Annotated in this window: 11 protein-coding genes; 3 read left to right on the forward strand and 8 right to left on the reverse strand. The window is 44.5% G+C overall.

Annotated features, from left to right (window positions below; all coding sequences use genetic code 11):
• Nucleotides 1-30: 30 nt before the first annotated feature.
• The 5 genes from scpB to P8S55_RS09645 form a co-directional block, all read right to left on the reverse strand.
• Nucleotides 31-636, reverse strand: a complete 606-nt coding sequence (scpB, locus tag P8S55_RS09625; protein WP_289223991.1) for an SMC-Scp complex subunit ScpB — start codon at nt 634-636, stop codon at nt 31-33.
• On the reverse strand, nt 636-1,427 hold the full coding sequence (locus P8S55_RS09630; protein ID WP_289223992.1) for a segregation and condensation protein A: 792 nt from the start codon (nt 1,425-1,427) through the stop codon (nt 636-638). Before P8S55_RS09630 ends, scpB begins: the two co-directional genes overlap by 1 nt.
• Nucleotides 1,428-2,093, reverse strand: a complete 666-nt coding sequence (locus tag P8S55_RS09635) for a site-2 protease family protein (RefSeq protein ID WP_289223993.1) — start codon at nt 2,091-2,093, stop codon at nt 1,428-1,430.
• On the reverse strand, nt 2,090-2,713 hold the full coding sequence (locus tag P8S55_RS09640) for an L-threonylcarbamoyladenylate synthase (protein ID WP_289223994.1): 624 nt from the start codon (nt 2,711-2,713) through the stop codon (nt 2,090-2,092). Before P8S55_RS09640 ends, P8S55_RS09635 begins: the two co-directional genes overlap by 4 nt.
• 71 nt (nt 2,714-2,784) lie before the next feature.
• The gene (locus P8S55_RS09645) at nt 2,785-5,169 is read right to left on the reverse strand and encodes a Lon protease family protein (RefSeq protein WP_289223995.1); all 2,385 of its coding nucleotides are present in this window, start codon (nt 5,167-5,169) and stop codon (nt 2,785-2,787) included.
• Between the two features lie 57 nt (nt 5,170-5,226).
• On the opposite strand from P8S55_RS09645, the gene P8S55_RS09650 reads away from it, so the two are divergent.
• Nucleotides 5,227-6,153 carry a 1-aminocyclopropane-1-carboxylate deaminase/D-cysteine desulfhydrase gene (locus tag P8S55_RS09650; RefSeq protein WP_289223996.1) on the forward strand — a complete coding sequence of 309 codons (927 nt, stop codon included), beginning with the start codon at nt 5,227-5,229 and terminating at the stop codon, nt 6,151-6,153.
• Here P8S55_RS09650 and P8S55_RS09655 read toward each other — a convergent pair.
• Nucleotides 6,150-6,611 (reverse strand): c-type cytochrome, encoded by a 462-nt coding sequence (locus P8S55_RS09655; RefSeq protein ID WP_289223997.1) that lies wholly within the window; start codon nt 6,609-6,611, stop codon nt 6,150-6,152. The genes P8S55_RS09650 and P8S55_RS09655 overlap by 4 nt on opposite strands.
• Nucleotides 6,612-6,809: 198 nt before the next feature.
• Between P8S55_RS09655 and P8S55_RS09660 the strand changes: the two genes are divergently transcribed.
• Entirely contained in the window at nt 6,810-8,399 is a 1,590-nt protein-coding gene (locus P8S55_RS09660; RefSeq protein ID WP_289223998.1) for a sensor histidine kinase, read from the forward strand.
• A complete protein-coding gene (locus tag P8S55_RS09665; protein ID WP_289223999.1) occupies nt 8,396-9,067 on the forward strand; it encodes a response regulator transcription factor in 672 nt (223 codons plus the stop codon). Before P8S55_RS09660 ends, P8S55_RS09665 begins: the two co-directional genes overlap by 4 nt.
• 44 nt (nt 9,068-9,111) lie before the next feature.
• Here the strand turns inward: P8S55_RS09665 and P8S55_RS09670 are convergent, their stop codons facing one another.
• Together P8S55_RS09670 and hrpA are read right to left on the reverse strand one after the other, a co-directional pair.
• Nucleotides 9,112-9,666, reverse strand: a complete 555-nt coding sequence (locus P8S55_RS09670) for a metal-independent carbonic anhydrase family protein (protein WP_289224000.1) — start codon at nt 9,664-9,666, stop codon at nt 9,112-9,114.
• Between the two features lie 181 nt (nt 9,667-9,847).
• On the reverse strand, nt 9,848-13,801 hold the full coding sequence (hrpA, locus tag P8S55_RS09675) for an ATP-dependent RNA helicase HrpA (RefSeq protein ID WP_289224001.1): 3,954 nt from the start codon (nt 13,799-13,801) through the stop codon (nt 9,848-9,850).
• Between the last annotated feature and the right edge of the window lie 6 nt (nt 13,802-13,807).

Consider the following 13,807-nt stretch of genomic DNA (forward strand, 5'->3'; position numbering starts at 1 on the left):
TAGATATAATTGGATATATTGCTATGTATTTTAGTGTATTGGTTGAGATACATGTTGAGTTTGTTTGTCGGATAGGAAATCATTTACCAGCCTATCCAGCTTTTCAATAAGCGCATCCTTGCTAGTTAAACCCAAGTCTTGGACGAGTTTATCGGTTGTCACCCATAAAGTGGGGTGACCAGGCACTTGTTTGGTTCCGGCTGACTTGACCCAACCATGGTGTTTTAATTGGTTCATAATCTGCGTACTGACGGCAACACCCCGAATGGACTCTACTTCAGCTCGGGTGATGGGTTGCTTGTGCGCCATAATTGCCAGTGTTTCAAGCAGCGCTCGTGATAATTTAGGCGGGTTTTGTTCAAACAACAAATACACCCAATCCAAGTAATCTTTAAGCACCTCGACGCGATAACCTTCTGATGTTGCTACAAGCTGAATTCCCGAATCCTCTAATCGGGACTTTAACACATCAACAACGGCCATCAAGTCTTTAGTGGTTGTTTTGTTAAAGCCGTCTTTGGACTTGAGCAAAGCCACTAAGCGTTCGTTCGACAAGGGCTGATCGGCACTAAAAACCAAAGCGCTGACAATCGGATAAAGTTGCTGTTGGCGTGATGTTAAACGTTCAAAACTCATTAGGCAGCACGTCGAATTAAAATTTCATCATAGGCCTGATTTTGCTCAAGCTCAATCATTTGTTGGCGCAATAACTCAAGTAACGCAATAAACGTCACCACCAGGCCTGGCTTGCCTTCCTTTAACACCAATAAACCAATGAGTGAAACCGGTTGATCTGTGATCTGCTGAAGAATCCAATCAATCTTATCACTAATTTCAATCGCCTCCTCAACCACTTGGTGCGCACTTCTTGAACGTGCGCGTTGATAAACCTGCTCCATTGCTGTAAATAAATCATCCAAGGAAAGCACCGGCGCTAAACTCGCTGGGGGTTCTACCTCCAACCTAATCGGCCAAAGATCGCGCCCTACAATTTTTAAACCATCTAACCACTGCGCCCCTTTTTGGTAAGCTTCATACTCAATTAGCTTTTGCATGAGTTCTGTACGCGGATCATCGGGTTCATCACTATTTTCATCATTTTGCGGCGGTTTTGGCAGTAACATTCTCGATTTTATTTCTGTCAGCCAAGCAGCCATAAACAGGTACTCACCGGCCAATTCAATATCTAACTGCTGCATTAAATCAATGTAGTGTTGATACTGGCAGGCGATATCAAATACCGGAATATCACGAATATCAAATTTGTTTTTACGGATTAAAAACGACAGCAAATCCAACGGACCCTCAAAGTCTGTTAACAAGACTTTAAGGGCATTAGGTGGAATATACAGGCCTTTTGGCGGCTCAATCAGCGGTTGGCCTTGCACTATTGCAAAGGGCAATAACAGCTGGTGTGGCTGCGCCATTTAAACCACGCCCACCAACTTAAGCAAGAGTTGTTGAATAAACTGATAAGGCCCTGAGATTAGAAAACTCAGTACACCCAATAACAACAACCCCAGTAAAATAAACAACCCATAGGGTTCTAAACGATTATATTGCCAGGCTAAACGGTCAGAAATAAACGCGGAGACAATCCGACTACCGTCTAGGGGTGGGATAGGTAATAGGTTTAACACCATCAAAACGATGTTAATGCTCACTCCGGCAATACCTGAATAAATCATAAATTGGCCGACTTCAGGAGAGCTCGCTACCAACAGAAAACCGAGTTTTAGAATAATAGCCCAGCCTAGTGCCATTAATAGATTCGCCATTGGCCCGGCCAAAGCCACCCAAGCCATATCCGTTTTGGGCCGTTTGAGATTGCGCTGGGTCACGGGTACCGCCTTAGCCCAACCAAAAATAAACCCACCAAGCGCTAATAAAGCAACAGGAACTAACAGGGTGCCAACTGGATCAATATGCTTAATCGGATTAAGCGTTACCCGGCCTAACATGCGCGCTGTTTTATCGCCCAACTTTTCTGCAGACCAGGCATGCGCCGCTTCATGAAGTGTGATCGCAAAAATAACCGGCAACGCCCAAATCGAGAGTTGTTGGATAAGCGTTAACTCGCTCATGGCCATCATGGGTTAAAAGGCCCCTGACCTTGGCGCACCAATACCGGTACGTCTCCGGTAAAGTCAATCACAGTAGTCGGTTCAAACCCACAAAATCCACCATCAACAATAGCGTCTAGCGCATGGCCGAGCTCTTCTTGAATTGACCAGCCATCTGTCATCGGCATGTCCTCACCCGGAAGCACTAAACTCACTGACATCAAGGGTTTATCAAAATAACTTAACAAGGTTTGCGTTATTTTGTTAGGTGTAACACGCAAGCCAATCGTTTTGCGTTTTGCGTTTTGTAGGCGTTTAGGTACTTCACGACTGGCTATTAATAAAAACGTATAAGCGCCGGGAAAGCTAGCTTTTAAATAACGAAATTGTGCATTTCCCACCTTAGCATAATGCGACAAATGACTTAAATCCGGACACATTAAGGTAAAGTCATGTTTGTCGGATAACTGGCGCAATTGACGAATCCGCTCTGCGCCTTCTTTATTATCCAATAAACAGCCTAATGCATAACCCGATTCGGTTGGATAAGCAATAACTCCGCCCTTGTTAAGAATGTCAACGACCTGCTTTAGCAAGCGTTCTTGAGGGTTTTCAGGGTGAACATTAATATATAAACAATCAACTGACATAGGTTTTCCGTATTATCTTTTGGTTCATTATAGCAAAACTTTTTTCTATCTCTAAGGTTACAAAATAGGGTTTAATCACGCTCTTTTTCATTCATGCACTCAAGGGCTTGCATAATCCGAGCATTAAAGCTGCCCGATGGAAAATCACCGTTTTCATTCGGTTCACCCACAGGCATATCACCAAACAAGGCTAGGCCTTCGTCTACATGACTAATGGCATAAATATGGAACACACCCTTCTCAACCGCATCACGAACTTCTTGATTAAGCATAAGATGGCGCGTATTAGCTTCAGGAATCACCACGCCTTGATGACCTGTTAAACCGCGCGCTGAACAAATTTTATAAAAACCTTCAATTTTTTCATTAACCCCCCCAACCGGTTGAATTTCTCCAAACTGGTTGACTGAACCGGTTACCGCTAAATCCTGACGCATTGGCACTTGCGCAATCGCTGACAACAAGGCAAATAACTCGGCGGATGAGGCGCTATCCCCTTCAATACCGTCATAGGTTTGCTCGATAACAATCGAGGCACTAAAGCCTAATGAGCGGTAGCGCATATAACGCCCGCGTACATAACCTGATAAAATAAGCATGCCTTTGGAATGAATCGGTCCGGCCATTTCAATCTCACGCTCGATATCAACAATCCCTTCATCACCCGCCGAAGCCTGCGCGGTAATACGCACAGGTTGGCCAAAAGATTGACGGCCTACGGTCATCACAGTTAAACCGTTCACCATACCGGTGTGATGGCCTTGCAATGAAATTAATACCTGTTGTTCGATAATCGCCCGATGAAAATATTCCTCCATCAAACCTGTATGGAAATCTCTTTGAGCAATGGTGGCCTCAATCGTTTCTCGGCTAACTTTTTCTTGGCTATTAGCGCGGGCAAAAGCGGTCGCTTCCGCCAACACATCGCGCAAAATTGCCTTATTGGTATAGAGTCGGTTTTCATCTTCAGCCATACGTGAAGCGTATTCTATTAAGCGTTCAAAAGCCGATAACTCAACTGGTAAGTCCTCCCAAGATTCGATCTCACTGGCTAACTGCTGGGCTAAAGCCAATTCATGGTCAGGCGTTCTTGACAACTCTACTTCAAACTCAACCTGCACCTTAAACAATCGGCTAAACTGTGCATCAATTTCATGCAGCGCATAGAAGTGCACCGGTTGTCCAACTAAAACTAAAGTCAAATTCAGTGGAAAATCCGGTAAATGATAAGGCACAACACTATTAGATGAGGGGATTTCAAAACTCAAATGGCGCGACATTAGTGAGGCTTTAAGGCTTGACCAAATTTCGGGGTCTTTGAGCAACGACTGGATATTTAAAATCAGATAACCGCCATTCGCTTTCTGCAATAAACCGGCTTGGTGGTTCATTGCCAAGCTTAGGGTATCCCCCATTGCTGAACTGGCATTGTTAATCGCATAACCGAATAACTTTGGCATGGTCGCATTTTGTTCGTAGATAACGGGGGCATGCTCAAGATTACGGTGGTCAACCAGTAGATTGACGCTAAACTGACTGATTCCCTGTTGTTCAGGCGCAGCTTCTTCGAGCTGGCTGGAATTATTTGAGCTGGTCGTCACCTGATCAGCCGATTGATCCCAGAATAAATGAAGCTTGGCAAGCAATGCTTGCTCAAGATCATCCAAATACTGTTCGGTTTCACTGTTGGTCGCAAATTCTTTTTTTAAACTTTGAATAAGCGGCGCAATATGCTCCGATGCCACCTGAGTATTGAGTTTCTTACCCTCTTCCAGGTATTCATGTTGCATGGTTGGGAAACGCGTCAAGGCCTCATTGATTTTGGCCTCAACCTGATCTAACGCATCGGTAAAATGTGCCTGAACCTCTTCATCTAGGGCTTTAAGCTCAGATAAACGCATCTTTTCACCCTCGACCACTGCATGTAAAACAAAATTATTTTCTGTCTGCTGCACGTCAATACTTAAGGCTGTGGCCAATTCAAACGCCGGTTCTAAAATTTCTTCTTGCGAAGCGGCCAGCTTTCGCTCTAATTGTTGCGAACGAAGTTGATAAGCATGACCATCAAATACTACAGGTAACTGATTTTTTAGCTGGGTAATAAACCGCTCAATCGCTTGTCTAAACTCAAAGCCCTTGCCAGAAGGGAAGTAAAGATATTTGGTTTTAGGCGACTCTTTAAAATTTGAAACCAATACGACGTCATCGGGCATGGGTTTATTTTGTGCTGCATTTTTTAACATGGCTTTGGTCATACCAATTCGGCCAACACCTGGCTCGCCCATAATAAATATGTGATTTTGGTTGCGCTTTAAATGCAAGCCAAAATTGAGCGATTGATATGCGCGGGGATGAAACCGCTGCATAAAATCTTCAATTGTTGTGGTGTTTTGAGCAAACGCTTGAGGTTCAATTTGAGTATGACGGTAAAGCTGCTGTCTAGAAAGTTTTCGCATTGCGCACAATCCAAGTAAAATAGGTTTAAATTTAAAAGAGCGCTATTGTATCAAACCATGCCCACTGCCTTGCGACTAAATCATCCGGTTACACCCCTCCAAGAATGTGTACACCCGCTTTTTGATCAAAGAGGGATTTCGTTATGGATTAAACGAGACGATTTAAACCATCCTGCCATTCAAGGGAACAAGTGGCACAAGTTAAAACTTAACTTGGCTTATGCTCACCATAAAGGCTTTGAGCAACTTTTAACTTTTGGTGGCGCCTACTCTAATCATATTGCTGCTGTAGCGGAGGCTGGAAACCTTTATGGCTGGCAGACCTTCGGTTTTATTCGCGGTGATGAACTTGAGTCACAGCAGCAGGCCTGGTCATCCACCTTAAAAAAAGCAGCGCATAATGGCATGCAACTGGTATTTTTAGACCGAAAAACCTATAGGCTTCGTGATGACCAGGCCTGGTTGCATGCGTTACAACAGCACTACCCCCGGGCCTATATTTTGCCGGAAGGTGGCAGTAATCCGTTAGCGCTAGATGGATTTGAATCCTTGATCACAGAACTTAATCAACAGCTAGACTTTACCCATTTGCTTTGCGCAGTGGGGTCGGGTGGCACCTTAGCAGGGTTAGTAAAATACGCAAAACCCGATCAACAGGTTTGGGGGATAGCGACGTTAAAACAAGCCGAGTATTTAATCCCCCGCATCCAGGGCTGGGCGGGTGAGGATAAGGCTAACTGGAGATTATGTACCGCGTTTCATGGCGGTGGCTATGGCAAAACAACAGAGGACATTACTAGACAAGCGCAGGTATTCGAAAAACGTTTTGACGTTCCGCTCGACCCGGTTTACACCGCCAAGCTGATTTATGGCTTTAATCAACTGCTAGAGCGCAATGAGTTCAAGCCTGGCAGCCGTATTGTGCTCTATCATAGCGGCGGCTTACAGGGCCGCCAGGTTCAGGATGATTGCGTTTTAACTTAAAAAGTTAAAATAAATTTTACAACACGTTCAATGTCTTCATCAGACATGTCTTTTACCATCGGAGCCATCATGCCAGTCAGGGGGCCAACTTGCTCCCCTGCACGATATAAAATCATTTTGCTTATCAGGTCTTCTTCGTTTTGGCCTTTTAATTTTGGGCCAACCCCGCCTTCACCGGTCACACCATGACAACCAGCACAACTGGTATAAAGTGCAGAACCTGAAGCTATTTGCGGTCGCATTTCAACTTCAGTAGTCTTAGGCAGTGTGGGCGCCTCTTGTATAGTCAAATTGACCGGCGCTTCAATTCGTTGCTTCAAGCTTGGTGCTTGGGGTTCTGCCTGCTTAGTCACTTCACGGGTATCGACCGTGTTTTCCGATTCGGTATAGCTTTCACCACAACCTACTACAATTAAGCCCAAAGCAATTGCCAAAGTAGAAGACGCTATAAATTTCATTTTTTAGTCCTTAATGTTATTATTGTTTATTAACTTTAACAGGTTTTCGCCTTTACTTGTACTGATTCTTTGCTTTTACCCTAGCTTTTTAAGGTGTTAGATTGGTTAAGAGTAGGTTTCTCAATACCACAACAGATGTATTAACGTTTAAACTTTAATTTTTTAATCAAAATAATAACAGCGAATAGAAGGCAGCTTATGTTTCGTCACCAGCTCATCATTTCTTTAAGCTTATTATTTGTTTTAATTCTCATTCAAGCATGGGGTTTTTTTTGGTCTTTTCAAAAACTAGCCTACCACAAAGAACGCAGCCTTTATGCTCAGCAAATGTTGACGGATGTTGTTCAATTCCGCGCAGACGCCAAACGTTTAAAAGTCTGGTTAGCTGATTTTATCATTACTGAAAAGTCAAACACTAGCATTCGCGATAATTTATTTGAGCGCATGGATCAACACTTAAATCAGCTTACTATTCTAAACCGCTTATTTGAGCAGTCGACGCGCTATGAAGACCAGCTTTTCAGCCAAGGCGTTAATCAAAACACGCTTTTGCTAACCCAAAACCTTAGCGCATTAAAACAAGCCCTGCAAACCCGAGAGGTCTTGGCATTAGATTCTGATGAAGCGCGTTGGCAAGCCCTTCTGGCTCTGTTCGATAAATTTCAAGGTGCCGATATGCAACAGGTTATTAATGAATTAGTGTCTCTTCATAAGGCTCAAGTCGCCATTGCGGAGGATGATGCGAAATCGACACGCCAGTTAATATATTTATCTCTTGTGCTGATGACACTGATCAGTTTAAGTTTGGTCATTATTTTAAGTTATCGCTTAATTCGGGTTTTTAATCAATCGCTTAACCATTTAACTTATGGTGCTTCTCGCTTTTCACAAGGAAAGTTTAATGAACTTATTCCGCTAACAGGATCCAAAGAGTTTATTGAATTAGCCTTCCGCTTTAACGAAATGGCCAAACGTCTAGAAGAACACCGCTTACAACAAATCAAGCTTCAAGAACTCACAGAAGATAAAGTTCTTGAACGCACCGCACAGTTGCAACACGTGGTTAAGCAATTGAGTGATGCTGAAAAACGTCAAAAAGGGTTTATTGAAGAACTCACCCATGAGCTAAGAACCCCCACTACCCATATTTTGGGTGAAGCTGAATTGGCGTTACGCCAGCCTAGTGAACATAGCCAAAATTGCGCGCTGGAAAGAATTATTGATAGTTGTCAAACCCTAGCTTCTCGCATTGATGATCTTATTATGGTAACGCGAGGCCAACACGCTCTTGTGTCTGTTGAATTAAAACCCATTTCAGCCTGTGAGCTTTATCAGCAACTTATAGATCAATGTCTTGCTTATCAAGTTCGGATTGATTTTCAGCTAGATATAGAATCAAGTGCGGTGGATCAGGAAAAACTTTTATTAGTTGATCAGGATAAAATGCTATTGGTTTTTGGCATACTTTTAGAGAACGCGCTTCACTATCAAACGGCACCCCAAATGCTTCAAATCAGCATGGTACAAAAAGATCACACTATTATGGTTAGGCTTGCTGACCAAGGCATTGGTTTCGAGTTTTCAGATAGCAACAAAGCTTTTGAGCGTTACAGTCGAGGTCAGCAAGCTAAAAAGCTGCGTCCGGAAGGCCTAGGGCTTGGCTTGTCTATCGCTAAAAGTTTAATTGATGCGCATGATGGCTTGCTGTATTTTTCAGCCAATCTTCCTAGAGGAACGAAAACGATGATTGAGTTACCTTTTTTTGACTTAAGCGATGAATCTTTATGAAAATATTATTAATCGAAGATGAGCAACGCTTAGCTGACTTTCTTGTTAGAGGCTTGCAATCCGAGGGTTACAATATTGAAGCCATCATGACGATTAACGAAGCTATGCCAATGATTCGAAGCACGGAACCTGATTTGGTAATTTTAGATCGCTTGCTTGAAGATGGTGATGGTCTCAAAGTATGTCGTGACATAAGGAGTATGGGATTACCTTGCAAAATCCTGATGCTTTCCGCTCTGTCTGAGGTTGATGATCGTGTTCTTGGCTTACGCACCGGTGCGGATGATTACCTCGGCAAACCTTTTCATTTTGAGGAATTGCTGGCTCGAATTGATGCTCTATTAAACCGTGAAAATAGAAAACCGATTGATCCAATTTTAAGCCTTGAAGATTTAAATTTCAATCTAGCAAAACAACAGGTGGAACGTGGCAAAAAACTGATTGAACTGACGGCTAAGGAATTACGTATTTTGGAAATGTTAATGCGCAATCCTGGTCGGGTATTAAGTCGTGAACGCATTCTAAGTCACGTCTGGGGGGTATTGGAAGATCCCATGACTAATATTGTGGATGTATATATGGCGCGCCTGCGCCGAAAGATTGATGATGGGTTTGAAGTGAAGCTGATTAAAACTCGGCGAGGATTAGGTTACGTCATGGGCGATTAATCGTCCATGACGTTTGCTAATTTGTGTGCCTTAAGATCGGTGCATTAGTTAGCTGAAAACGGCAAGGAGGAATGGTGCAGCACAATGCGTAACTGTCCTTCATCGTCCTTTTTAAAACCCCAGGTTTTATCCACCGTGGTTTTTTCGCCTGCTTTATTGGTTAGTGTTACATGCCCCATAGTTAGCGCTAAGTCACCGTTTATATAGACTGCGGCATTGTTAAACTCATAGGCTTGCCAGCCCTTTAGAGCAAAGCCACTATCACCGTATTTAGGGTTATTGCCCACAAAATAGGCTAAAGCACCTTCATGCGTGGTTCTAAACGTGGTATCGCCGCTCGCCAAGGTGGGTTTAAATAATACCGGGCCATGGTTATAACCATAGGCTTGATTTAAGACCGCTTTTGCCGTTGCTTGCGCTTTGGCTTGTCCGCCTTTGGTGTAATCTTGTCCAATTTGGATTAACGCCGCACCCCAAGCTTTTTGAGCGGCACGAATTTCATCCTCAGTGATATTGTTGTTTTGCACCGGTGCCGCAATCGCTGCTGTCGAAGCCATCAAAGTTGCTAAGCCTAAACCTAATAATTTACGTCTGTTCATCTAAATTCTCCACATTTCGGGTTAAAGCCTCGTGGGCTGTTGGTCTGCCAAGTTAGCGTTATTGCCCTCGGCCTTGCTCAAGACATATAGTACGGACTGGATTTGAATACAGAGTCTTAGAAAGATTAACCTAACATGAACAATGGATGAAAAGACGCGCCGCACGGGTTTACACATGGGCTTACAGCGCGGCTAAAGCTTTTTCGATACGAGCAATCGACACGGTTTGCAGGGTTTTCATCGGTTGCGAAAACAACGAAATCCGCAGTTCTTCCAGTTGCCAGCGTAACTCAATGAAGCCCGGTGGTGGATGCGCGCCATAGCGGTTAGCCAAGTCGTGATAACGGTTTAATACCCCAAGCAGTTGGCGTTGGGTTTGCTGGTCTTTTTGCGGATCTAAATCCAGTTTTTCTAATCGTTTTTCTAAGGCGATGAAATAACGCGGTATTTGTTGGAGCCAGAGATACGGTGTATCCAATACAAAATTAAGGTGAACCAAGCCATCTAGCTGTTGTTTGATATCGTCGATGGAGATTAACCAGCGCGGATTAAGTTTGCCTTTTATCTGCTGCGCAAGTTTCTGATGACGGGTCAAAATATCACTAACTAAGCCTGCTAGAGCCTGTGCGTCAGCTACCCAGTTGGCTTTGAGCTTTTCTAGCGCATCATTAAACTGCGCCTGTTGGCGAATTGCTTGCGGCTCAGGCACTAAATGGCGCAAGGCTTTCTCGATAATTTGCTCGGTTAAATGCACACAAGAGCCATAGGGAGCAAAACACAAGCAGGCCTGCTTAAGGTTTAGATGTTTTTGCAGGTATTTTATCTTGTCGTGAAGTTGAGTTTTTAACAAGGTCCAGACCGCATAGCCGTGGTATTTTTTGGCCTGACGTTCGTCGCCGCTGCGAGTTAAAAACACCTGCCCCTGTTCAAGCACTAAGCCCGGATAGGCTTGTAACTGCTTGCCGTGGGATTTGATGACTTCATGGTCTTTAAGATCACCAAAGTGCCATTCGGTCACTGGCTGTTTTTTCTCGCCCCCGCTCTGCTGAATTTTCGCCTCGACCAGATGGTGATAACGCTGTTTAAGTTCCGCCAAATCAGCACTCTCGGCAATCAATTTGCCCTTATCATCCAACAGCTGATACCAAGGCAATAGGTGCGCAGGTAAGCTGACTGCCTTAAAGTCATCCAAACTAATTTTATGCTGGGCAACTCGATTAAGCACGTGAATAAGTTGCGTTGAAAACTCACCCTGGTCAGCACTAATTTGTTGATAAATTCGTTCTGCAACAGTAGGAACGGGCACAAACTGTTTGCGAAGTTGTTTTGGCAAGGCCTTGATATAGCAAGTAATTTTTTCTTTAATAAACCCTGGCGTTAGCCATTCAAACTGCGCCTCATTCACCAGGTTTAAACCTGCGAGCGGTATCTTAAACACCACACCGTCTTGTTGTTTCCCTGGTTCAAAACGATAATCCAGCTGCAAGGGAATACGCTGGCTGAGTTGAATTTGATCCGGAAAATCTCGCTCATACTGGCTGTCTAAATCCTGTTTCAGTAGGTCAGATTCTTTGAGCTTGAGGGCGTCTTGCGCTTTGGCTCCGACTTTTTTAAGCCAGCTTTCTAACGCCGGTTGGTTGCTGATACGTTCAGCAATCCGCGCGGCATAGAAGTCTTGCAACACCTGTTCTTCCACCAGTAAATCAGGACGGCGCAGTTTGCTTTCGTAACGCTCAATATGCTCAATCAGCTTTAGATTATGCTGGTAAAACGCAGCTTGCGTATTAACATCCTGCTGTGCCAACGCACGGATAAAAATGCCGCGCGCTTCTTTTGGGTTAATCGGGCCATAATTACAAACACGACGACTAACAATCGGCAAACCATACAGCGTCACCGATTCATACGCTCCAACCTGACCGGTTTTTTTCTGCCAATGCGGGTCAGCGTAGCTGCGCTTTATCAAATGCGGCGCTAATTGCTCGACCCAGCGCACATCAATCTGTGCATTGGTTCGCGCATAGAGTTTGCTGGTTTCCACCATTTCTGCTGACATCAACCATTTAGGTTTAAGTTTAAACTGTGCCGAACTGGGGTGAATAAAAAGTTTAGTGCCACGCGCACCGAGATAGCTATTATCATCCGAGCGCATCATCACCTGCCCTAACAAGCCGGCTAACAAAGAACGATGCAGATTGATACTGTGTAAATCACTTAGCCGCTCAATAGTTTGGCCGCTTTCCGTTATTTCTTCATACAAATGCAGTTCGCCGACTTTTAAGCCAATGGATTTTAAACTGACTTTAAGCTGGTGAAATAAATCATGCCATTCACGCAGCCGAAGATAAGATAGGAAATTGGTTTTACACAATTTTCGCAGTTTGTTTTGGCTCAGATGGCGTGCTTGGTATTCATAAAACCGCCACAAATTGAGGAAAAACAAAAAGTCCGAGCGCGGGTCTTCCCATTGTTTGTGCTTGGTGCGCGCGGTTTGCATGGTTTGTTCGTTGATGTCGCGTGGATCTTGAATACTAATCGCAGCGGCAATAATCAACACCTCGGCCAGCACATTGTTTTTTTCCGCCTCCAACACCATTTTGGCAATGCGTGGCTCTAAGGGCAAACGAGCTAAGTCGCGCCCTGCTTCGGTTAGGTTTTTGTTATCATCCAACGCACCAATTTCAAGCAGTTGGCGATAACCATCATTCACCGCCTTATCTTCTGGCGGCTCAATAAACGGGAAGCTTTGCACCTTGCCAAGTTTAAGTTGCGCCATATTCAATAGCACAGAACTTAAAGAGGTACGATGAATTTCTGGATCGGTGAACTCAGGGCGAGCGTTAAAATCATCTTGCGAATACAGGCGAATACAAATACCATCGGCCACACGTCCGCAACGGCCTTTTCGTTGGTTCGCCGAGGCTTGTGAGATGCGCTCAACCGGTAAACGCTGCACTTTAGAGCGCACGCTATAGCGGCTAATCCTCACCAGGCCTGGGTCTATCACATAGCGAATACCCGGAACGGTTAACGAGGTTTCCGCGACATTGGTGGATAGAATAATCCGGCGTTTGTTGGACGTTTGAAATACCTTATTCTGCTCGCTAACCGATAAACGCGCATACAAAGGAATGACATCGGTGTTTTTTAGATTTTGTTTGCGCAGTGCTTCGGCAGTTTCTTTGATATCACGCTCACCGATTTGAAATACCAATACATCACCATGCGGGTCATGGGCGGCTAATTCCTCAAGCGCCTCGACAATGCCTGCGGTTATATCCTGTTCAATCACCGTGCCATCGTCCATCTCAACCTGACCTAAAGGCCGATAACGCACCTCTACCGGATAAGTGCGACCGGAAACTTCCACAATCGGCACCACCAGGCCTGGTTGCTTAAAATGCTCGGCAAAACGCTGGGTATCGATGGTTGCCGAGGTGATAATCAGCTTTAAATCAGGGCGTTTGGGTAGCAGTTGTTTCAGAATACCGAGTAGAAAATCAATATTAATGCTGCGCTCATGGGCTTCATCAATAATAATCGTATCGTATTGGCTTAAAAAACGGTCATTTTGAATTTCAGCCAACAAAATACCATCAGTCATCACCTTGATTAAACTGGTTTCATGCACCTGATCATGGAACCGCACTTGATAACCGACCAGTTCGCCCAAGCTAGACCCTAGCTCTTCAGATAAGCGTTCAGCCACACTGCGCGCCGCAATACGACGCGGTTGGGTACAACCAATCCGACCTAACACCCCGCGACCGGCCTCTAAACAAATTTTAGGGATTTGAGTGGTCTTACCCGACCCGGTTTCACCGGCAATCACCACCACTTGATGGGTTTTAATCAGCGCTAACAACTCATCACGCCGCCCCACCACAGGCAAGGCCGGATCAAAATCAATTTTAGGCACCAGCGCTTTACGGGCTTCTACCTTGCTCAAAGATTGCTGCAAACGCGCACACCAACGCAACCAGGCCTTTATGCCCTCTTGGGTATGGTTGTCTTTTTCTTCATCTGATGTTAGTTTAAGCCGCGCTAAATCACGCTTCAAACCAAACTGATCACGCGTCTGCGCTTGCGTTATCAAAGGATAAAGGTCGGCTGTTTTTTTAGGAAATGGGGACATAGCACC

This window comes from Thiomicrospira sp. R3 (genome assembly GCF_029581415.1).
Lineage (GTDB): Bacteria > Pseudomonadota > Gammaproteobacteria > Thiomicrospirales > Thiomicrospiraceae > Thiomicrospira.